At 61.5% G+C, this 21,126-nt stretch carries 15 protein-coding genes and 1 riboswitch; of the genes, 11 read left to right on the plus strand and 4 right to left on the minus strand.

Features of this window, described 5'->3' with window-relative positions:
- Window positions 1-43 precede the first annotated feature (43 nt).
- The 3 genes from VCJ09_RS05955 to VCJ09_RS05965 all read right to left on the minus strand — a co-directional run bounded on the left by VCJ09_RS05955 (window position 44) and on the right by VCJ09_RS05965 (window position 3,008).
- Window positions 44-625 carry a TMEM165/GDT1 family protein gene (locus tag VCJ09_RS05955; RefSeq protein WP_324734607.1) on the minus strand — a complete coding sequence of 194 codons (582 nt, stop codon included), beginning with the start codon at window positions 623-625 and terminating at the stop codon, window positions 44-46.
- Window positions 626-739: 114 nt separating this feature from the next.
- Window positions 740-879, minus strand: a riboswitch (yybP-ykoY riboswitch).
- A 48-nt stretch (window positions 880-927) separates the two neighbouring features.
- Window positions 928-1,926 (minus strand): class I SAM-dependent methyltransferase, encoded by a 999-nt coding sequence (locus tag VCJ09_RS05960; protein ID WP_324733536.1) that lies wholly within the window; start codon window positions 1,924-1,926, stop codon window positions 928-930.
- Between the two features lie 116 nt (window positions 1,927-2,042).
- Window positions 2,043-3,008, minus strand: coding sequence for a 2-hydroxyacid dehydrogenase (locus VCJ09_RS05965; protein WP_324733537.1), 966 nt, complete (start codon window positions 3,006-3,008; stop codon window positions 2,043-2,045).
- Between the two features lie 79 nt (window positions 3,009-3,087).
- Between VCJ09_RS05965 and VCJ09_RS05970 the strand changes: the two genes are divergently transcribed.
- From VCJ09_RS05970 to VCJ09_RS05990, 5 genes are all read left to right on the plus strand, one after another.
- Window positions 3,088-3,717, plus strand: coding sequence for a LysE family translocator (locus tag VCJ09_RS05970; RefSeq protein ID WP_324733538.1), 630 nt, complete (start codon window positions 3,088-3,090; stop codon window positions 3,715-3,717).
- 474 nt (window positions 3,718-4,191) lie between these two features.
- Complete coding sequence (locus tag VCJ09_RS05975) at window positions 4,192-5,874, plus strand: fatty acid--CoA ligase (protein WP_324733539.1); 1,683 nt, start codon at window positions 4,192-4,194, stop codon at window positions 5,872-5,874.
- 232 nt (window positions 5,875-6,106) lie between these two features.
- A complete protein-coding gene (locus VCJ09_RS05980) occupies window positions 6,107-8,059 on the plus strand; it encodes a DUF1302 domain-containing protein (RefSeq protein ID WP_324733540.1) in 1,953 nt (650 codons plus the stop codon).
- 31 nt (window positions 8,060-8,090) lie between these two features.
- A complete protein-coding gene (locus tag VCJ09_RS05985; protein ID WP_324733541.1) occupies window positions 8,091-9,458 on the plus strand; it encodes a DUF1329 domain-containing protein in 1,368 nt (455 codons plus the stop codon).
- A 499-nt stretch (window positions 9,459-9,957) separates the two neighbouring features.
- The gene (locus VCJ09_RS05990) at window positions 9,958-12,696 is read left to right on the plus strand and encodes a LuxR C-terminal-related transcriptional regulator (protein WP_324733542.1); all 2,739 of its coding nucleotides are present in this window, start codon (window positions 9,958-9,960) and stop codon (window positions 12,694-12,696) included.
- A gap of 227 nt (window positions 12,697-12,923) precedes the next feature.
- Here VCJ09_RS05990 and VCJ09_RS05995 read toward each other — a convergent pair whose 3' ends face one another.
- A complete protein-coding gene (locus tag VCJ09_RS05995; RefSeq protein WP_079201024.1) occupies window positions 12,924-13,268 on the minus strand; it encodes a pilin assembly protein in 345 nt (114 codons plus the stop codon).
- Window positions 13,269-13,423: 155 nt separating this feature from the next.
- On the opposite strand from VCJ09_RS05995, the gene VCJ09_RS06000 reads away from it, so the two are divergent.
- The 6 genes from VCJ09_RS06000 (at window position 13,424) to VCJ09_RS06025 (ending at window position 21,118) form a co-directional block, all read left to right on the plus strand.
- Window positions 13,424-14,797 carry an IS1182 family transposase gene (locus tag VCJ09_RS06000; protein WP_324733543.1) on the plus strand — a complete coding sequence of 458 codons (1,374 nt, stop codon included), beginning with the start codon at window positions 13,424-13,426 and terminating at the stop codon, window positions 14,795-14,797.
- A 227-nt stretch (window positions 14,798-15,024) separates the two neighbouring features.
- A complete protein-coding gene (gene ppc, locus VCJ09_RS06005; protein ID WP_324733544.1) occupies window positions 15,025-17,661 on the plus strand; it encodes a phosphoenolpyruvate carboxylase in 2,637 nt (878 codons plus the stop codon).
- Between the two features lie 246 nt (window positions 17,662-17,907).
- Window positions 17,908-18,555, plus strand: coding sequence for an adenylate kinase (gene adk / locus VCJ09_RS06010; RefSeq protein WP_324733545.1), 648 nt, complete (start codon window positions 17,908-17,910; stop codon window positions 18,553-18,555).
- Window positions 18,556-18,740: 185 nt separating this feature from the next.
- Window positions 18,741-19,796, plus strand: coding sequence for an HAD family hydrolase (locus VCJ09_RS06015; RefSeq protein ID WP_324733546.1), 1,056 nt, complete (start codon window positions 18,741-18,743; stop codon window positions 19,794-19,796).
- Between the two features lie 114 nt (window positions 19,797-19,910).
- Window positions 19,911-20,591, plus strand: coding sequence for a tRNA (adenosine(37)-N6)-threonylcarbamoyltransferase complex dimerization subunit type 1 TsaB (gene tsaB, locus VCJ09_RS06020; RefSeq protein ID WP_324733547.1), 681 nt, complete (start codon window positions 19,911-19,913; stop codon window positions 20,589-20,591).
- Window positions 20,592-20,776: 185 nt separating this feature from the next.
- Window positions 20,777-21,118 (plus strand): hypothetical protein, encoded by a 342-nt coding sequence (locus VCJ09_RS06025; RefSeq protein WP_079201029.1) that lies wholly within the window; start codon window positions 20,777-20,779, stop codon window positions 21,116-21,118.
- The last annotated feature ends 8 nt before the right edge of the window (window positions 21,119-21,126 follow it).

Here is a 21,126-nt window from a genome sequence, read left to right on the forward strand (position 1 = left end):
AAAACAGCGGATGGAGCGCCAGAGGAGTGGCGTCAAATTATCACTATAAGTGCCCGCCGAGTTGCAGGGCCTGGTAGCACGCATAAATCGCCAGCGCGGCGAAGGCGCCGGCGGCCAGGCGGCGAATCAGGGTCAGTTGCAAGCGCTCGGCGGCAAAGTTGCCGACCAGCACCACGGGTACGTTGGCGATCAGCATGCCTAGGGTGGTGCCGATCACCACAAGCACGAAGTGTGGGTACTGCGCGGCCAGCATCACCGTAGCGACCTGGGTCTTGTCGCCCATCTCGGCGATGAAGAAGGCGACCAGGGTGGTCAGGAACGGGCCGTAGCGCTTGAAGCGCGAGCTTTCATCGTCATCCAGCTTGTCGGGAATCAGGGTCCACAGGGCCACTGCAACGAAGGAGGCGGCGAGCGTCCAGCTCAGGGTCTGTGGGGAAAACAGGCCGGCTACCCAGTTGCCGACGGCGCCGGCGAGAAAGTGGTTGGCCAGGGTAGCGACCACGATGCCGAGGATAATTGGCCAGGGCTTGCGAAAGCGCGCGGCCAGCAGCAAGGCGAGCAATTGGGTCTTGTCGCCGATTTCGGCCAGGGCAACGATCAGGGTAGGGACGAGCAGGGATTCCAGCATGAGACTTCCTAACGGGGGCGGGTCGACATGGCTATGACACGTACAGCCTTCCCGCCCCGGGTAAGGTGTGCGTGTCATAGGTCTTGTCAAACCCTGTGCGCAGTGTCATCAGCCAGTGGCTGGTTGTTAACAATGCGCCAGCCCGTGTTGTGGGGCTGAGGGTCGCACGCACCATGGTCGGTGGACCAAGTATGTTGACGCGTGCCGGGCGAGCTGATGCTCGCGGGAGACTACTCCCCTAGGACGGGCGCATTCTGCCCACCCACAGTGGATTGGGCAAGCCGCATCTGCTCAGGTGGTTACTGCTTGCTCGCACGGTAGATGCGAAAGCCCTTGGCGTCGGCCAGGGTATGGCAGGGACCGAGGTATTGCTCGATCAGCGGTGGGTACTTGAGGAAGTTGTTGGCCACCAGGCGCAGTTGGCCGCCGCGCTCAAGATGTTCAGCCGCATGGCGCAACAGGTTTTCCGTGGCCTGGTAGTGGGTGTGCACACCCTGGTGGAAGGGTGGGTTGCTGAGGATCGCGGCCAGATCCGTGGGCGCGGCGGCAATCCCGTCGCCACTGATGACGTTGGCCTGCAGGCCGTTGGCCGCCAGGGTCAGGCGGCTGCTGGCCACGGCGAAGGCATCGACATCCAGCAGGGTCACCTGGCTCTCGGGATAACGGCGTTTCAGCGCCGCGCCGAGCACGCCGGCGCCGCAGCCGAAGTCGAGTAGGTGGCCTGCCGGCAGCTGCTCCAGATGCTCCAGGAGCAGGGCGCTGCCGGTGTCCAGGCGACCATGGCTGAAAACCCCGGGCAGGCTGATCACGCTCAGCGGACCGTCACTTAGTGGCAGGCTGTAGTGCCGCGCCAGGGTTTCGAGGTTAGGGGTTGCCGGGGCATGCTCGACGTGCACTTGCCAGAGCTGGCAATGGCGCGCGCTGTCGAGCTTGCGCGCTCTGCCGAACGCGGCCAGCTGCTTGGCTGCGCGTTCGATGCCAGCACGCTTCTCTCCGACCAAAAACAGCTCGCGCCCGGCCAGTTGCGCCGCGAGGGCGCACAACAGGTAGTCGGTCAGTTCACGGGACTTCGGCAGGAACAGCACCGCAGCGGCGAATTCACTGGTGGGGGGCGTTACCCCGAATTGGCTGCGCCCGGTAAAGCGGCTGTCCAGCAGCGCTTGCTCGCCGGCGTGCCAGCTCCAGCCCCGGGCTTCAGGCAAGCGGCCGAGCAGGTCGTCGGCCGGCAGGCCGGCGAGCAACAACGGGCCGCCGAACAGTTCGGCCTGGCGCAGCAGTACTTCGCTTCGCGGGTCCATGGGGTGGGCTCCTGGGAAAAGCGCGGAGGATAGCAAATATGGCCAGAGCTTTGAGCGCAATGGGGTAAGGGTGTGCTGGCCCGATGGCCTGGCACGTTGGCCCATTCCCCCGGCGGCTAGTTCACCACCCGGCGCGCTGCGTCGTCGAAAAACGCCTGAGCATTCTCCGTCAACTGGGTGACGATGCGCTGCCGCGCTTCGCGGCTGCCCCAGGCGCTGTGCGGGGTGACGATCAGGCGCGGGATGTCGGCGGCGAGCAAGGGGTTGCCGTCCGTTGGCGGCTCCTGGGTCAGTACATCGGTGGCCGCGCCACCCAGGTGGCCGCGGCGCAGGGCGTCGGCCAGGGCCTGTTCGTCGATAAGGCCGCCGCGTGCGGTATTGATCAGGAAGGCGCCGGGTTTCATCAGGCTCAGCTGGTATTCGCCGATCAGGTTGTGGGTGGCGGCGTTGAGTGGGCAATGCAGGGTCAGGGCATCGACCTGCGGCAGCAATTCGTCCAGCGGCAGGCGATCCTGGCGGGGTGGACGGCCCGGCAGCTGGCCAAGCAGCACGCGCATGCCGAAGGCTTCGGCCAGTCGCGCTACGGCACCACCCAGTTCACCGTGGCCGAGCAGGCCGAGGGTCTTGCCTTCCAGCTCGACGATGGGAAAGTCCAGCAGGCAGAACTGCTGCGCCTGCCGCCAGCGGCCGTCACGTACCGCGCCCTGGTAGTCGGGCAGGCGGGTGGCCAGGGCGAGCAGCAGCATCAGGGTGTGCTGCGCCACCGAAGGTGTGCCGTAGCCCTGGCAATTGCAGACCAGTACGCCATGCGCGCGCGCGGCGGCCAGGTCGATGTTGTTGGTGCCGGTGGCGGCGATCAACAGCAGTTTCAGCTCGGGGCAGGCGGCGAAGGTCTTGGCGTCCAGCGGGACTTTGTTGCTGATCGCCACCTGCACGCCCTGCAGGCGCTCGATCACCTGCTCAGGGCTGCTCAGTGGGTACAGCGTCAGCTCGCCGAATAGCTGCTGCAGTGGCGACAAGTCGAGATCGCCGAGGTCTAGCGTACTGTGGTCCAGAAAGGCTGCGCGGCTACTTTTACTCATCAGCTGTACCTTTTCTACTGTCGGAACGGGGCGTAAGGTGAACAGCCTATCAGACCCCTATGCCCGTTGCGGAGCCGCTATGTACTGGACGGAGTTTTTCACCGTTGCCCTGATTCACTTGCTGGCCGTGGCCAGCCCTGGGCCGGATTTTGCCATCGTGGTGCGCGAAAGCGTGGCCTTCGGCCGGCGTGCCGGGATCTTCACCGCACTGGGTGTGGGCGCCGGGATCTTCGTGCACGTGGCCTATTCGTTGCTCGGCATCGGCCTGATCGTGTCGCAATCGATTGTCCTGTTCAACGCCCTGAAATGGCTGGCAGCTGCCTACCTGCTCTACATCGGGATCAAGGCGTTGCGCGCCAAGCCAGCTGACCCGGCTCGCGCCGAACTGGGCCTGGAGCAGGCCGCGCGTTCACCGCGTGCAGCCTTTGTCACCGGATTTGTCACCAATGGCCTGAACCCCAAGGCCACCCTGTTCTTCCTCTCGTTGTTTACCGTGGTGATTGATCCGCACACTCCGCTGACGGTGCAGGCCGGTTATGGCCTCTACCTGGCGCTGGCGACGGCGCTGTGGTTCTGCCTGGTGGCGATGCTGTTCAGCCGGCCGGGGGTGCGCGCCGGTTTTGCCCGCTTGGGCCACTGGTTCGATCGGCTGATGGGCGCGGTATTGGTCGGCTTGGGCATCAAGTTGGCGTTCAGCGAGTTGCGTTAGAGGCGCGGCGGGGAAGAGGCGCTGGCCTGTTTCCCCATCCCCGGTGTCGGCTTACAGCAGTTCGACCGCCAGCGCCGTAGAGTTGCCGCCGCCCTAAGTATTGACCTTGGCCTGATCCCGGCTTCGTTCGCGCATGCTCAGTATGGTAGTCATGGCGAAGGCTTGGCTGATCTCGAACGGATCGACCTTATCCTGGTGCCACTCGGGTTGCTTCCGCAGGTTACCGATGGCCCGACCGTGGGGCACGGGCGCTCGCCGGTGATGACGATGTTGGCTATTGCGGTCGCCTCTATAAACGCGCGGGATAAATAAGTAGTGGCTGTGAGCCGGCTTTGTTTATTGATCCTGTTTCGTGACCAATGGGTGCCAAAAAGTCAGGCGGGCAAATCATTCTTTTGACTGATTTGCCCGCCTGGTAAGCGCTCTAGAGTCCTGTCACTGAATAAAAATTATATCCGCTGACAGGTGCTCACTATGCTGCAAACCCGCATCATCCCGCCGGCGGCGAATGCCCATCAATATCCGCTGCTGATCAAGCGCTTGTTGCTGTCCGGCGTTCGCTATGAAAAAACCCGGGAAATCGTCTATCGCGACACGCTGCGTTATAGCTATGCGACCTTCAATGAGCGGGTTGCCCGCCTGGCCAATGCGCTGACGACGGCCGGAGTCAAGGCCGGCGATACCGTTGCGGTGATGGACTGGGACAGCCACCGCTACCTCGAGTGCATGTTCGCCATTCCCATGCTTGGCGCGGTGCTGCACACCATCAATATTCGCCTGTCGCCCGATCAGATTCTCTACACCATGAACCACGCCGAGGATAAGTTCGTCCTGGTCAACAGTGAGTTCGTGCCCCTCTACAACGGTATCGCCGCGCAACTGACCACGGTCGAGAAAACCCTGCTGCTGACCGATGCCGAGGAGAAAACCGCCGAACTGCCGGGGCTGGTCGGCGAGTACGAGCAACTGCTGGCGGTCGCCAGTCCGAGCTATGACTTCGCCGATTTCGATGAAAACTCGGTGGCCACCACCTTCTACACCACCGGCACCACCGGCAACCCCAAGGGCGTGTATTTCACTCATCGGCAACTGGTGCTGCACACCATGGCGGCGGCCAGTGTGCTGGGCAGTCTCGACAGCGTGCGCCTGCTGGGCACCAACGATGTCTACATGCCGATTACCCCGATGTTCCATGTGCATGCCTGGGGCATTCCTTATGCTGCCACCATGCTGGGTATCAAGCAGGTGTATCCAGGCCGCTACGAGCCGGAGATGCTGTGCAAGCTGATCAAGGAGGAGAAAGTCAGCTTCTCCCACTGCGTACCAACCATTCTGCAAATGCTGCTCAACACCCCGAGTGCCAAAGGCCATGACTTCGGCGGGTTGAAGATGATCATCGGCGGCAGCGCTTTGAATCGCGCCCTTTACGATGCGGCCAAGGCGCGCGGCATCCAGCTGACTGCTGCCTATGGCATGTCGGAAACCTGTCCGCTGATCTCCTGCGCGCACATCAATGACGAGCTCCTGGCCGGCAGCGAGGATGAACAGATCACCTACAGGATCAAGGCTGGGGTGCCGGTGCCTCTGGTCGAGGCGGCAATCATGAGCGCCGATGGCACCATGCTGCCGGCGGACGGCGAGTCCCAGGGCGAGCTGGTGTTGCGTTCGCCGTGGCTGACCCAGGGTTATTTCCGTGAGCCGGAGAAAGGCGAGGAACTCTGGGAGCACGGCTGGCTGCACACCGGCGACGTGGCGACCATCGACGGCATGGGCTTCATCGAGATTCGTGACCGCATAAAGGACGTGATCAAAACCGGTGGCGAGTGGATCTCCTCATTGGCGCTGGAAGACCTGATCAGTCGTCATCCGGCCGTGCGTGAAGTGGCGGTGGTGGGGGTAGTGGATCCGCAGTGGGGCGAGCGGCCTTTTGCCTTGCTGGTGTTGAATGATGATCAGACCCTGGATGCCAAGGGTCTCAAGGATCACCTCAAGCCTTATGTCGAACAGGGGCATATCAACAAGTGGGCTATCCCCACGCAGATCGCGCTTGTTACGGAAATTCCCAAGACCAGTGTCGGCAAGCTGGATAAGAAGCGCATTCGCTTGGATATCGCCCAGTGGCAGGCAGCCGGCTGTGCGTTTCTCTCCACCTTGTAATGTGTGGTGGTGCTACCTCGGCCAAGTGACTGCTCAGTCAAACAAGCGTTTGGCTTGCTAAATATTCTTTTCCAGCCATTCTTGGCTCGTGGCGGATCGGGCTGATCCGCCGAAACCTGCGAGCCAGAGTGGCTGGGGCGGCTGCAAATCACACTTTAGAGGGATCAAGCAGTCACACTCTCTGGCTATAGTCCGCAGCATCCATAACAAAAAAGTACATGGAGTAGCGTCGATGACAAAATCAAAGCAAACCTGGCGCCTGGCAAAACTGCCGCTGGCCGTCAGCCTCGCATCCACCCTCGCCGCACCGGCATTCGGCGTCACCTTCAATATCGGTGAAATCGAAGGTCAGTTCGATTCCGCACTGTCTGTCGGTGCTAGTTGGTCTGTTCGCGGTGCCGATAGGGATCTGATCGGTGTGAATAACGGTGGCCAAGGTCTGTCGCAGACCACCGATGACAGCCGTCAGAACTTCAAGAAGGGCGAGACCTTCTCGAAGATCTTCAAGGGTATTCACGACCTTGAGCTGAAATACGGCGATACCGGCGTATTCGTGCGCGGCAAGTATTGGTACGACTTCGAGCTGAAGGACGAGAGCCGTCTGTTCAAGGACATCGACGACCATAACCGCAAAGAGGCCGCCCAGGCCTCGGGCGCGCAAATTCTCGATGCGTTCGTCTACCACAACTACGACATCGGCGGTATGCCGGGTTCCGTGCGCCTCGGTAAGCAGGTCGTCAGCTGGGGCGAAAGTACCTTTATCCAAAACAGCATCAACTCGATCAACCCGGTCGATGCATCGGCTTTTCGTCGTCCTGGCGCGGAGGTCAAGGAAGGCCTGATCCCGGTCAATATGTTCTATGTGGGGCAGAGCCTGACCGATAATTTGTCGGCCGAGTTCTTCTACCAACTCGAGTGGGATCAGACGGTCGTCGACAACTGCGGTACCTTCTTTGCTCAGCCTGATATAGCAGCAGATGGATGTGATGATAACCTGAGGCTGCTAACAAATAAGTCTGCCAGTCAAGCTGGAGTGAATCGCATCATTAATGGTTTGAACGCCTCCGGTGCATTTGGAGCTATCGCAAATATTGATGGCAATTCCGAAGGGGTGCGGGTCAAACGCTCGGGCGATAGGGACGCTAGAGATGAGGGGCAATGGGGGCTTGCCTTTAGGTACTTTGCCGAGAAGCTTAATACTGAGTTTGGCGCTTATGCAATGAATTATCATAGCCGAACTCCTTTTCTGAGTGCTACTGCACCTGATGCAAACGTATATGCTGGGGCGTCTCAATTCTATAACCCTGCAGCGCCACTAGCCACAGGTCCTGCGGCAGCGCTTATTGTTGCTGGTAATTCTAGTTACTTTATGGAGTATCCGGAAGATATTCGGCTCTATGGATTGAGTTTCTCCACTACATTGCCTACTGGGACGGCTTGGAGTGGTGAAGTGAGTTATCGCCCTAATGCTCCTGTTGCCTATAATACGACTGATATTCTGTTTTCTGCAGTGAGGCCAATAGAGGGCGGCAATAGTATATTTGGTGACGCCTCTTTATTGAGTGCGACTCCGGGCCAGGATTCGCATGGCTATGCCCGAAAAGAGATTACTCAGTTCCAGACCACCTTCACTCACTTCTTCGACCGGGTGATGGGGGCGGACCGTCTGACCCTGGTGGGTGAGGTCGGGGTTGCGCATGTGGGTGGACTGGAAAATAGCTCCAACGTTCGTTATGGGCGTGACCCGGTTTTCGGTCCTGGTGCTCTGCCTGATGTGGGCGCTCCAGGTTTTGCGGGGTTGGGGGTTGCTACCTGCGGTCTGCTAAATGATCTGACTGTTGGTGGTTCAACAAACCCAGATGCCTCTAATGCTCGTAAACACTGTAATGACGATGGCTTCGTCACCAGCACTTCCTGGGGCTACCGTGCCCGGGCGATCTGGGACTACAACAGTGCCATTGCCGGTATCAACCTGCGCCCCAGCGTTTCCTGGTCGCATGACGTAGAGGGTTATGGCCCGAACGGGTTGTTCAACGAAGGCGCCAAAGCCGTCAGCCTCGGCCTCGATGCCGAATACCAGAACACCTACACCGCCGGCCTGTCTTACACCGATTTCTTCGGTGGCGACTACAACACGTCGATCGACCGCGACTTCGTTGCACTCAGCTTCGGTATGAACTTCTAAGCGGCCAGGAATTTTGAGGAAGACTCTGTATATGAAAACAACAAAAGGTCTGTTGCAAACCGGCGCCCTGACCCTCTCGCTGCTGGCCTGCAGCGTGATGGCAGCAGTATCGCCAGAGGAGGCTGCCAAGCTGGGAACCACGCTGACGCCAGTCGGTGCCGAGATGGCAGGTAATGCGGACGGCTCGATTCCGGCCTGGACTGGCGGTTTGCCAACCAATGCCGGCACTGCCGACGCTGCCGGCTTCCTATCCGATCCGTTTGCCAGCGAGCAACCCCTGTTTACCATCACCGCGGCCAACGCCGAACAGTACAAGGACAAGTTGACTCCCGGTCAGCAGGCCATGTTCAAGCGTTACCCGCAAAGCTACAAAATCCCGGTGTACCCAACCCACCGTTCGGCGAGCATGCCGGACTTCGTGCTGGATGCGGCCAAGCGCAATGCCGTCAACACCAAGATGGTCGAGGGTGGTAACGGGCTGGAGAACTTCGAGCAGGCCAACCCCTTCCCGATTCCGAAAGACGGTCTGGAAGCGATCTGGAACCATATCACCCGTTACCGTGGTGGCAGCGTCAAGCGTCTGGTGACCCAGGCGACTCCGCAGGCAAACGGCTCCTACAGCATGGTGTATTTCCAGGATGAGTTCACCTTCCGCGGTGCGCTCAAGGATGCCGACACCAGCAAGCCGAGCAACGTGCTGTTCTACTTCAAGCAGCGGGTAACCGCGCCGTCGCGTCTGGCAGGCAACGTCCTGCTGGTGCACGAGACCCTCAACCAGGTGAAGGAGCCGCGTCTGGCGTGGCTGTACAACGCCGGTCAGCGTCGCGTGCGCCGCGCACCGCAGGTGTCCTATGACGGTCCGGGTACCGCTTCCGATGGTCTGCGTACGTCCGACAACTTTGACATGTTCAACGGTGCGCCTGACCGTTACGAGTGGAAGCTGAACGGCAAGAAGGAAATCTACATTCCTTACAACGCGTACGCTTTGGACTCGCCGAAGCTGAAATATGATCAAGTCATCAAGGCCGGTCATATTAACCAAGACCTGACCCGTTACGAGCTGCACCGTGTCTGGCATGTGACTGCGACCCTGAAAGCGGGCGAGCGTCATATCTATGCCAAGCGTGACTTCTTCCTCGACGAAGACACCTGGCAAGCCGCGCAAATCGACCACTACGACGGTCGCGGTAACCTGTGGCGTGTAGCTGAGGCGCATGCCCAGTACTACTACGACAAGAAAGTACCTTGGTACACCGTGGAAACCCTGTATGACCTGCAGTCCGGTCGTTACCTGGCGCTGGGTATGAAGAACGAAGAGAGTCAATCCTACGAGTTCGACTACCCGGCCAAAGAAAGCGACTACACCCCGGCCGCACTGCGTCAGGCTGGCGTTCGTTAACAGCGGTTGATGTAACAGTGAAAGCCGGCCCTTGGGGCCGGCTTTCTTGTTTTGGCTATGCCCCAAATGCTGGCTACGCTGGCCTGCGGGGCATTACCGTGTGCCTACCTACCTACCTACCTACCTACCTACCTACCTACCTGCCTCGGCGCTGCGCAACAGATGACAAGGGACATGGCCTTTCCTTCCCCGCCACCCTCAGCGTTTGCCCACGTCGTCAGCCACTGCACGGGCCTGTAGGCGGCGCTACCTCGCGGCGATGCGGGCCGCAGGGGCGCTAAAATCAAACATCGGCCCAGGTCGGGCCTTCTACAAAAAACTGCGGTTACCTATGCCGCCTGACATCGCCCGGCCGATCTCGCTCAGCCTGAAGCCGAGTTGCGCGCCTGGGTAATGATTTGTTTCCGTGTGCACATCCAGGCTTCAATTCCCGCGGTTAAGTCGATAGTCTGCGGAGAGTTCGCGCCTGAACTGGCAATGTCCTAACAAGAGCCGGGTGATGACCGATCTGACGCGTATAGCACCTGAAGTCAGCGATACTGTGCCTCTGGGCGACAGTCGCTTTTTTCGTCCGCCACTGCCAGCCAGCCATGTGTCACGGCCGCGTTTGTGTGAGCGGCTGGCCGAGGGTTTGGCGGGACGGCTGCTGCTGGTCAGCGCCCCTGCGGGTTTTGGCAAAAGCTCGCTGGCCAGTGAGTTCTGCCAGACACTGCCCGAGCACTGGCACAGCCTGTGGCTGGGTCTTAGCCCGCGTGATAGTGATCCCGGGCGTTTTCTCGAGCGCCTGCTGGCCGGCCTGCAGCAGTTTTATCCGGGCTTGGGCGAGGACGCTCAGGCCTTGTTGCGCATGCGTCAGCGGCATCAACCCTTCGCCTTCGAAGAGTGGCTCGATGGCCTGCTTGACGAGTTGGGCGAGCGCCTCGTACCGACCGCGCCCTTGTTACTGGTGCTGGACGACTATCACCTGGCTCAGGGCGCGGTGCTCGACCGCTGCCTGCAGTTTCTGCTCAATCATTTACCCGAGGGCCTGGTCATTCTGGTGACCAGCCGCCAACGTCCCGACTGGCACCTGGCTCGCCTACGCCTGTCTCGGCAGTTGCTGGAACTGCAAGAGCAGGACTTGCGCCTGACCGAGGACGAGACCCGCGCGCTGCTCGGCAGCCAGGGGGCTCAGTTCAGTGGGTCGGTTCTAGAGGAATGGTGTCAGCGCAGTGAAGGCTGGGTGGCCGGCTTGCGCCTGTGGCTGTTGACCCGTCAGCAGGCTGATGACGACAGTCCGGAGCGGGTGCCCCAGGGCGACGAAGGGTTGATCCGCGAGTACTTGCTGGAGGAGGTGATCGAGCAGCAGTCGGCCGAGGTGCAGAGCTTCCTGTTCGACACCGCCTGCCTGGAGCGTTTCTGTGTCGAGCTGTGCGATGCCTTGCGTGAGCAGCATGACAGCGCGGCGATTATCCAGCATCTGCAGACCCATCAGGTCTTTCTGGTGCCCCTGGACGAGCAGGGCCGCTGGTTTCGCTACCACCACCTGTTCTCCGATCTGTTGCGCTCGCGTCCCGCTGGCCAACGCAGCCAGTCCCAGGCGGCCCTGCATCTGCGGGCCTGTCGCTGGTTCAGCAGCCAGGGCCTGCATGACGAAGCGGTCGATCAGGCGTTACGGGCCGGCCAGCCGGAAGTGGCGGCCAACCTGGTGCAGAACCTGTCCGAGGAACAATTGCTTGGCGAGCAGAATGTCGCGCGTTTGCTGCGCTGGAAGATGGACCTGCCCGACAGCCTGCTGGCCAGCACGCCGCGTCTGCTGGTGTTGTACGGCTGGGCTCTGGCGCTGGCCTGCCAGTTGGATGCTGCCGACGAGCTGATCCAGCAATTGGGGCGTTTTCTGCCGGCCCCCGACGCGCAGGAGCAGGATGATCTGTTGGCCCAGTGGCTGGCCTTGTCCGGCATCATCGCCCGCGGTCGTGGCCAGGTGTCTGAGGCTGAGCGTTATTGCAGCGAGGCCCTGGCCCTGCTCAGCGAAAAACGCTGCGGACCGCGCCTGATGTGCTTGTTCACCCTGGCCAACCTGGCCATGACCAAGGGTGACCTGTGGCGTGCGCGAGGGCTCAATCGCGAGGCCCTGGAGCTGGCGCAGCGGCTCGATAATCCCTTGTTCGAGGGCCTGGCACATGCCGAGCGAGCACGAGTGCTGCACGCTCGTGGCGAGGTTCAGCGCGCCCTGGTCGAGGTACGCCTGGGCTTGCAGCGGTTGCAGGGGCTCTCGCCCCAGCGCGTGTATTCGGTGCGGGCGCGGCTGAATCTGTACGAGGGCTATCTGCTTAGCGTGTCGCTGCAAACCCAGGCCGCCCGCACCAAATTGCTGGCCGGGATCGGTGAGGCGCGCGCGTGTCGCGACATCAGCCTGCTGGTGGGGTATTGCGTGCTGGCGGGGGTCGAGGGGCGTGAAGGGCGCCTCGGCGAGGCCTTTGCCCAATTGGCCGAAGCCGAGCGCCTGATGCATGCCTGGGACGTGCCGTCGATCTACTATCTGGCGATGATCACGGTGGTCAAGTGTGAGCTGTGGTTGTCCAAGGGCCAGTTGGAATTGGCCGAAGTCTGGCTACAGCGGCTGGCTGAGACCTATTGCGGCGAAACGCCCGGCGCGGCTCCCGAGTTCCATCCGCAGTTGGCCTTGCATATCGAGTTGCAGCAAGCTGCGCTCGAGCGCTTGCAGGGGCGCTCGGAGGTTGCCGAACGGCGCCTGCGCGCACTCAGTCAGTGTGCCCAAAGCGCATCGGGTCACTTGTTCGTGGTGGCGGCCCAAGTGCAATTGGCTCTGTTGCTCAAGGCATCCGGGCGCGACCGTGAGGCTGTCAGCTGGCTGACCAGCAGCCTGGAAGCGGCGCAGGGTGGTGCTTTGCTGCCTTATCAGGAGTTGTTCGTTCACCAGCCGCAATGGCTGCGCGAGCAACTGATGGCGCGCCCCGAGTGTGCCGTGGCTGGCGAGCTGCTCAAGTATCTGCCCCAGACTCAGGGAGTGGAGCTGACCAAGCGTGATAGCCAGCTGACCGAGGCCTTGAGTTCGCGTGAGTTGGCGGTATTGCAGCTGATCGCCCAGGGTTGCTCGAATCAGGAAATCAGCGATCAGCTGTTCATTTCGCTGCACACGGTGAAGACCCATGCCCGGCATATCAACAGCAAACTGGGGGTCGAACGGCGTACCCAGGCAGTGGCGCGGGCCAAGGATTTGGGGCTGTTGCGCTGAGAGGCTGTGAAAAAACTCTCGCCTACTGCGGTCGCCTCCAAACGATCACAGCGCGTCTTGCAGCGAAGGCCTGGAGGCGGCCTCGCGACGGCGCTCGATATTCTCACGACTTCTGAGTCGGCGCGGTCAGCCTGCGAACTCCGAGCGGGTTCTGTAGATGCAGGATTGTAGGCATGGCGCCCCAATTGCTGGGGCGTGTGGATTGTCCAGAGGACCCCGCAGGGCTTTTAGTGGTTGGTGTTGTCCTGCTGCGCGCTCATTTCGTGCAGATACTTGCGTGACAAGGCAAGAAATCGTGGGGTCGGACCGATGTCTTCATAGAGCGGATTGCCTTCCTCGTCGGTGGCCACCACCTGGCTGCCTTTGACGTAGGGCAGGCTGGTTTCCAGATCTTCCAGCGCCGCGCCGATCAACTCGCCGAGGAGTGCTTCCGGGCTGCGCTTGGGGTACATCTCGGCTAAGGCTGCCAGGCGTGCTGCCGCTTCCATGTCGAGATTGATCTGATACAGGTTGCGCGTCATACGGGCCTTGGCGTTCTGTTCCCAATGATGGACAAGTTCGCGAACTTTCATGACTACTTCGTCCTTTACCTGCTCGTGGCAGGTGGTTGTGCAATTTGTGTTCAGTCACGTCCTTTTGCGACGGGCCTGATTAGAGCCTAGCAGCCTGTCGGACTTAATCGCTGTATTCCAGGATAATCCCGGCACCGCCCAGCCGATGCCCCCGTATGAACCGCTTTCGCCCGATCGACCGCAAGACTGACTACCTGCTCCCGCCATCGCTGGATGACTGGCTGCCAGAAGATCACCTGGCTCGCTTCATTCTCGAAGCCATCGAACGGCTCGACCTGAGCGCGCTCACCCGCGCCTACGGCGGACGCGGCAGCGCCGCCTACCACCTCGAGGTGCTGCTCAGCCTGCTGGTCTATGGCTATGCCAGCGGCACCTTTTCCAGCCGTAAGATTGAGCGCGCCACTTACGACTCGCTCGCCTTTCGCTACCTCGCAGCCGGCAGCCACCCCGATCACGACACCCTGGCGAGCTTCCGCCGGCGCTTCCTCGACGAGTTGGCCGACATCTTCCTCCAGGTGCTGGCGCTGGCGGGGGAAATGAAGCTGCTCAAGCTCGGCACCATCAGCCTCGACGGCACCAAGTTGCATGCCAACGCCTCACGCCATAGCGCACTTTCCTATGGCCATATCCAGGCACTCGAACGCCAGCTCAAGACCGAAGTGCAGGAGCTCCTGGCGCTGGCAGAAAACGCCGACCAGACAGAACGCCCCGATGGCATCGACCTGCCGGACGAGATTAAACGCCGGCAAGATCGATTGGTCGCCATGGACGCGGCGAAGGCCAAGATCGAGGCGCGCGCCCGCGTGCGCTTCGAGCAGGATCAGGCCGTCTACCAGGAAAAACTCGCCAAGCGTGCGGCACGCACGGCAGAAACTGGCAAGAAGCCCGGCGGCAAGCCGCCAAAAGCACCGGTGGAGGGGCCTGCGGCGCACGACCAAATCAACCTCACCGACGAAGACTCGCGCATCATGCGGGTGGCCGGCGGCGGCTTCGAACAGTGCTACAACGCCCAGGCGGCGGTGGATACCGACACGCTACTAATAGTGGCGCAGGGCCTCACCCAGGCGGGCAACGACAAGCAACAAGTTGTCCCCATGCTGGCCGAGCTCAAGGCACTGCCGGCCTCGTTGGGCCAGGTGCAGGCGCTGCTCGGGGACTGTGGCTACAGCAGCGAAAGCAACATCGCCGCCTGCGAAACGGCCGAAATCGAACCCTACCTGGCGGTGGCGCGCGAAGACCACCACCCCGGCTGGCGAGCGCGCTTCGCGGAACCGGCACCGCTCGACATCGACGCCACGGCCCAGCAACGCATGGCGCACAAGCTCAAGGCTCAGCCGGGGCGCCGCCTCTATGCGCTGCGCAAACAGACGGTGGAGCCGGTGTTCGGCATCATCAAGTCGGTGATGGGTTTTCGTCAGTTTCTGCTGCGAGGCAAGGACAAGGTGAGCGGGGAATGGCGCCTGGTTTGTCTGGCCTGGAATTTGAAACGCATGGCCGTTTTGCGCCACAAATCCGTCCACTGCGGGTAAGAATGGACTAAACCCGTTCGATCCCAGGAAGTCCGGGGCAAGAATGCCTGAAAATACCTAAATACTGAGGCAAGTTTCTTCGCCTCACTATTGATGCCCCGCTCATGAATTCAAGTCCGACAGGCTGCTAGACCGGACTCGCGCTCTTGTCGGTTCGGCGTCGCACGCTTGTAAGATGTTGCCGTGCTGGGCACTCTTGGGGTTCACGCTTGAGCGGAGAGTCAGTCATGGCAGAAATCGACGCGCGTTTGCGCGAGGACGTTCATCAGCTTGGAGAGCTGCTGGGTAACACCATCAGCGCCCAGCGGGGGACGATTTTTCTCGACAAGATCGAGCGCATTCGCAAGGGCGCCAAAGCGGCGCGGCGTGGTTCGGCGGCTGGTGCCGAGCAGCTTAGCGCTGGCCTCGAACAGCTTGCCGACGACGAACTGTTGCCGGTGGCGCGGGCGTTCAACCAGTTTCTCAATCTGGCCAATATCGCCGAGCAATATCACCGCATCCGTCGTCGCGGCCCTGACGAGGCGGAGCCCTTCGAGTCGCGGGTACTGGCTGAATTGCTGCAGCGCCTGCTGGCCAGCGGCCACGGCGCCGACGCCTTGGCGCGCCAGTTCGGCCGCCTGGACATCGAGTTGGTGCTGACCGCCCACCCGACCGAAGTGGCGCGGCGTACCCTGATCCAGAAATACGATGCGATCGCCGCACAACTGGCGGCGGGGGATCACAGCGATCTGTCGGCTGCCGAGCGCGAACAGGTCGCCGAGCATTTGCAGCGCCTGATCGCTGAGGCCTGGCATACCGAAGAAATCCGCCGCAGCCGACCCAGCCCGGTGGACGAGGCCAAGTGGGGCTTCGCCGTGATCGAGCATTCGCTGTGGCAGGCGGTGCCGAATTTTTTGCGCAAGGCTGACCAGGCCTTGCATGAGGCCACCGGCATGCACCTGGCGCTGGACGCCGCGCCGATTCGTTTCGCTTCCTGGATGGGCGGCGACCGCGACGGCAACCCCAACGTCACTGCCGCGGTGACTCGCGAGGTGTTGTTGCTGGCGCGCTGGATGGCGGCCGATCTGTACCTGCGTGATATCGATCAACTGGCCGCCGGGCTGTCCATGCAGCAAGCCAGTCCCGAACTGCTGGCCCGGACCGGTGATAGCGCCGAACCTTATCGCAGCCTGCTCAAAAAACTGCGTGAACGCCTGCGCGCCACCCGTAGCTGGGCTCATGATTCACTGCACGGGCCGGTCGCAGCGCCAGTGGCGGTGTTGCAGGACAACCGTGAATTGCTCGAGCCGCTGGAGTGCTGCTTCCAGTCGCTGCACGCCTGCGGCATGGGCGTGATCGCCAATGGCCTCCTGCTCGACTGCCTGCGCCGCGCCGCCACTTTCGGCTTGTTCCTGGTGCGTCTGGACGTGCGTCAGGACTCCAGTCGTCACGCCGCGGCCCTCGATGAAATCACCGATTACCTGGGCCTGGGGCGTTACGCCGAGTGGGATGAGGAGGCGCGGCAGCAGTTTCTCACGACTGAGCTGGACAACCGCCGACCGCTGTTGCCGAGCCACTTCAAACCCAGTGCCGACACCGCAGAGGTACTCGCCACCTGCCGTGAGGTGGCAGCCGCGCCGGCGGCCTCGCTGGGTTCCTATGTGATCTCCATGGCCGGTGCGCCTTCCGACGTGCTGGCCGTGCAACTGCTGTTGAAGGAGTCGGGGCTGCTGCGCCCAATCCGTGTGGTACCGCTGTTCGAAACCCTCGCCGATCTGGACAACGCCGGCCCGGCGATCGACCGTCTGCTCAGCCTCAAGGGCTACCGCGCGCGCCTGCATGGTCCGCAGGAAGTGATGATCGGTTATTCCGATTCGGCCAAGGATGCCGGCACCACAGCGGCGGCCTGGGCGCAGTACCGTGCCCAGGAAAAATTAGTGCAGGTCTGTGCTGCGCAGCAGGTCGAATTGCTGCTGTTCCACGGCCGTGGCGGCACCGTCGGCCGCGGTGGCGGTCCGGCTCATGCGGCGATCCTCTCGCAGCCGCCGGGCTCGGTGGCGGGGCGTTTTCGCACCACCGAACAGGGCGAAATGATCCGCTTCAAGTTCGGCCTGCCGGATATCGCCGAGCAGAACCTCAACCTCTACCTGGCCGCGGTGCTGGAAGCCACCTTGTTACCACCGCCGACACCCGAGCCGGCCTGGTGCGAAGTGATGGACAAACTGGCCGCCGATGGTGTCACGGCCTATCGCGGTGTGGTGCGCGAGCATCCGCAGTTCGTCGAATACTTTCGCCAGGCCACGCCAGAGCAGGAACTCGGTCGCCTGCCCTTGGGCAGCCGCCCGGCTAAGCGGCGTGAGGGTGGGATAGAGAGCTTGCGGGCGATTCCCTGGATTTTCGCCTGGACCCAGACCCGTCTGATGTTACCGGCCTGGCTTGGCTGGGAATACGCCCTGAACAGCGCGGTGCAACGCGGCGAAGGTGAGTTGTTGGAGCAGATGCGCGAGCATTGGCCGTTCTTTCGCACCCGCATCGACATGCTGGAAATGGTCCTGGCCAAGGCCGATGGCGCGATTGCCCGGCTCTACGATGAGCGCCTGGTCGAGCCATCCTTGCGGCCCTTGGGCGAACATCTACGCGACCTATTGTCGCAGGCTATTACAGCGGTATTGGGTTTGACCGGTCAGTCGCAGCTGTTGGCGCACAGTCCCGAGACCCTGGAGTTCATCAGCGTGCGCAACACCTACCTTGACCCCTTGCACCTGCTCCAGGCCGAACTGCTGGCACGCTCCAGGCTGCGTGATAGCAAGGCCGACAGCCCACTGGAACAGGCTTTGCTGGTCAGTGTCGCGGGTATTGCCGCCGGTTTGCGCAACACCGGTTAGACGCGGCGGGTCGGGCGTTGCCCGGGTGCCCTGGACGTGCTCCAGAGGCGCCCGATCGCTGCGTGATTGCATCTGAAAGGCCTAGGTGTATCCGACTTTCGGTGACTTGTGCGGTGGGGGGGCGCTGTGTATCTTGGTCAACCTTTTGGCCACTTGGCAGCTTGCCGAGTGTTGCCGGAACCATTCTGAGATTGGCCCCATGAGGCGAGTCCGACGCTTTTTTCTTAAATCTTGAGGAGCACATCGATGCGCGTGATTCTGCTAGGGGCGCCCGGTGCCGGCAAAGGTACCCAGGCCGGTTTTATCACCAAGAAGTTTGCTATTCCGCAAATCTCCACCGGCGACATGCTGCGTGCTGCAGTGAAGGCCGGTACCGAACTTGGCCTGAAAGCCAAAAGCATCATGGACAGTGGCGGTCTGGTTTCCGATGACCTGATCATCAACCTGGTCAAGGAACGCATCACTCAGCCCGATTGCGCCAATGGCTTCCTCTTCGATGGCTTCCCGCGCACCATTCCCCAGGCCGAAGCCCTGAAGGACGCCGGGGTGAACATCGACTATGTAGTGGAAATCGCTGTCGACGACGAGGAAATCGTGGGTCGTATTGCCGGCCGTCGCGTGCACCCGGGGTCCGGGCGTGTCTACCACACCGAACACAACCCGCCAAAAGTCGCCGGTAAAGACGACGAAAGCGGCGAAGAACTGATCCAGCGCGAAGACGACAAGGAAGCGACCGTGCGTCACCGCCTGTCGGTCTACCACTCGCAGACCAAGCCGCTGGTGGATTTCTATCAGAAGCTCGCCGCAGTCAATGGCACGCCGAAATACAGCGCCATCGCCGGCGTTGGTAGCGTGGACGAGATTACTGCCAAGGTGCTCGCTGCCCTGAGTTAAGTCTCGATCCGCAGTTGTTCAACGGCCCGCTTGCGGGCCGTTGTCGTTTCTGTAACAGGCGAGCTAGGGTTCGGTTAAATCAGCGTCGTTCTCAGAACAGTAGCCTTGCTCAGGCAAGCTAGTCTCGAGTGTCTGGTCTATACCAGATAGGCTTATTTCTTCATTAGACGGAAGTAGGAGAACACATGAGAGCTATGCAGGCGTGGATGATCGGTCTGACCATGAGCGTTGCGTCCCTGGGCGCCGCGGCTACCGAACTGCAACACTGGCCCAGCGAAGCCGCCGCCCAACTCGACAGCATGATCGCCGCCAACGCCAATAAAGGCGCCTATGCGGTATTCGATATGGACAACACCACCTACCAATTCGACATCGAGGAGTCGCTGCTGCCCTACCTGGAAATGAAGGGGCTACTGACGCGCGAAAACATGGACCCCTCGCTCAAGCTGATTCCGTTCAAGGACACGCCAGCGTTCAAGGAAAGCCTCAATAGCTACTACTACCGCCTGTGTGAAGTCGACAACCTGATCTGCTATCCCTGGGTGGCGCAGATATTCTCCGGTTTCACCTTGCGTGAGCTGAAGGGCTATGTCGATGAGGTCATGGCCTATGGCAAGCCGATCCCCCTCAAGTACTACGATGGCGACAAGGTGGTCGAAGGCAGCGTCAATCCGCCCAAGCCCTTCGCCGGCATGCAGGAGTTGTACAACCGCCTGCAGGAAAATGGCATCGAGGTCTATGTGATCAGCGCTGCCAGCGAAGAGCTGGTGCGGATGATCGCCAGCGATCCCAAGTACGGCTACAACGTCAAACCGGCCAACGTCATCGGCGTCAACATGCTGCTCAAGGACCGCAAGACCGGCGCCCTGACCACCTCGCGCCTGCAGGTGCAGAAGGGTAGCTATGACCCGGCGAAGAACCTCGACCTGGAAGTGACGCCGTTCCTGATGAACCCCATGACCTGGTACGAGGGCAAGCTCGGTACCATTTTCGGCTGGATCGACCAGTGGAAGATGCCGGTTCTGGTGGCGGGTGACACGCCGCTGTCCGATGGCTACATGCTGTTCAACGCGACCGACACCAGTAAGGGTGGGCTGCGGGTCTGGGTCGATCGCAAGGCCAAATACACCCAGCAGGTCAAGGATTGGCAGGCCTCTGCGGCCAAGCGCCAGGGCGAATTGGGCTTGCCGGTGAATGCCGACAAAAACTGGATCGTGGTCACGCCCGAGCAACTGCACTAAGGCCTGTCGGGCTGGTTCCGTTGTCCGGGCGCCGCAATGGCGGTCCGGACAGCTGGCAAAAATGCCGCTAAACCGTTTTAATGCCCGCCCACTCGCTAACCTGTCCGAATCCCAATGACCACTCTGCTGGCCCTGGATACCGCTACCGAAGCCTGCTCCGTCGCCTTGTTGCATGACGGCAAGGTAATCAGCCATTACGAGGTGATTCCGCGCCAGCATGCCCAGCGCTTGCTGCCGATGATCCAGGATCTGCTGGCCGAGGCCGGCGTGTCACTGTCGGCGTTGGATGCAATTGCCTTCGGCCGTGGTCCGGGGGCCTTTACCGGTGTGCGAATTGCGGTCGGCGTGGTGCAAGGCCTGGCCTTTGCCCTGGATCGTCCGGTGGTGCCGGTGTCCAACTTGGCGGTCCTGGCCCAGCGCGCGCAGCGCGAGCACGGCGCCACACAGGTGGCTGCGGCCATCGACGCGCGTATGGATGAGATCTACTGGGGCTGCTATCGCAGCGACAACGGGGAAATGCGCCTTGCCGGCGGCGAAGTGGTGTTGCCGCCCGAACGGGCCGTTTTGCCGCAAGACGCCACGGGTGACTGGTTCGGCGCCGGCACCGGCTGGGGCACGTTCGCCGCGCGCATCCCGCTGACGCCGTATGCACAGGATGGTGCGATGCTGCCGCATGCCGAAGACCTGCTCAGTCTGGCGCGCTTTGCCTGGGCGCGGGGGGAGGCTGTGGTAGCCGATGAGGCCCTGCCGGTGTACCTGCGCGACAAGGTCGCCACGCCGAAAGCACCGCAGTAAAGGGCTCTATCTCAACTCGTGGTGCGCGGTTAATCGCCAAGGCGCGCAGTTTGTCGGGACCAGCTCGCTGTTTTGCCTAGATGCTCTGCGTCGCTCCGTTCCACGATCAATTGCCAATCCGTCTGGGCGGGGCTAAATTGCACGTACTTCCACCCATTTGACTGACCACTGCCGAGCAGTAATAGATGCGCATCGACGGCTCCATACCTTCCTACTCGCCAGATCGCGGGCCTCGTTCGGGCACGGCGGTTACGCCGTTTCGCGAAGCCCAGCGCGAGATAGAGCAGCGTCGTGAGCAACCGGCAGCCCCGGCGAGCAGTCAGGGTTTCGAGCAAACAGCGCAAACCCGTCGGGTACAGGCTGCCAACGCCAGCACCGACAACCTGCCGGTACGGGCGCAGAACCTTGCCTACCAGCCAGGCGTCAGCAATCGCGCGGCCCAGGCGATTGCCAGTTACAGCGCCACCGCTACCTACGCCAGCGAGCCTGGCGCCCAGGAAATACTGGGCCTTGATCTCTACGCCTGATTACGAAC

This window comes from Pseudomonas paeninsulae (genome assembly GCF_035621475.1).
Taxonomy (GTDB): domain Bacteria; phylum Pseudomonadota; class Gammaproteobacteria; order Pseudomonadales; family Pseudomonadaceae; genus Aquipseudomonas; species Aquipseudomonas paeninsulae.

Coding starts and splice junctions, on each gene's coding strand:
- VCJ09_RS05960 (WP_324733536.1), bottom strand. CDS start 1,926: ATGGACCCGCGAAGCGAAGTACTGCTGCGCCAGGCCGAACTGTTCGGC.
- VCJ09_RS05965 (WP_324733537.1), bottom strand. CDS start 3,008: ATGAGTAAAAGTAGCCGCGCAGCCTTTCTGGACCACAGTACGCTAGAC.
- VCJ09_RS05970 (WP_324733538.1), top strand. CDS start 3,088: ATGTACTGGACGGAGTTTTTCACCGTTGCCCTGATTCACTTGCTGGCC.
- VCJ09_RS05975 (WP_324733539.1), top strand. CDS start 4,192: ATGCTGCAAACCCGCATCATCCCGCCGGCGGCGAATGCCCATCAATAT.
- VCJ09_RS05980 (WP_324733540.1), top strand. CDS start 6,107: ATGACAAAATCAAAGCAAACCTGGCGCCTGGCAAAACTGCCGCTGGCC.
- VCJ09_RS05985 (WP_324733541.1), top strand. CDS start 8,091: ATGAAAACAACAAAAGGTCTGTTGCAAACCGGCGCCCTGACCCTCTCG.
- VCJ09_RS05990 (WP_324733542.1), top strand. CDS start 9,958: ATGACCGATCTGACGCGTATAGCACCTGAAGTCAGCGATACTGTGCCT.
- VCJ09_RS05995 (WP_079201024.1), bottom strand. CDS start 13,268: ATGAAAGTTCGCGAACTTGTCCATCATTGGGAACAGAACGCCAAGGCC.
- VCJ09_RS06000 (WP_324733543.1), top strand. CDS start 13,424: ATGAACCGCTTTCGCCCGATCGACCGCAAGACTGACTACCTGCTCCCG.
- ppc (WP_324733544.1), top strand. CDS start 15,025: ATGGCAGAAATCGACGCGCGTTTGCGCGAGGACGTTCATCAGCTTGGA.
- adk (WP_324733545.1), top strand. CDS start 17,908: ATGCGCGTGATTCTGCTAGGGGCGCCCGGTGCCGGCAAAGGTACCCAG.
- VCJ09_RS06015 (WP_324733546.1), top strand. CDS start 18,741: ATGAGAGCTATGCAGGCGTGGATGATCGGTCTGACCATGAGCGTTGCG.
- tsaB (WP_324733547.1), top strand. CDS start 19,911: ATGACCACTCTGCTGGCCCTGGATACCGCTACCGAAGCCTGCTCCGTC.
- VCJ09_RS06025 (WP_079201029.1), top strand. CDS start 20,777: ATGCGCATCGACGGCTCCATACCTTCCTACTCGCCAGATCGCGGGCCT.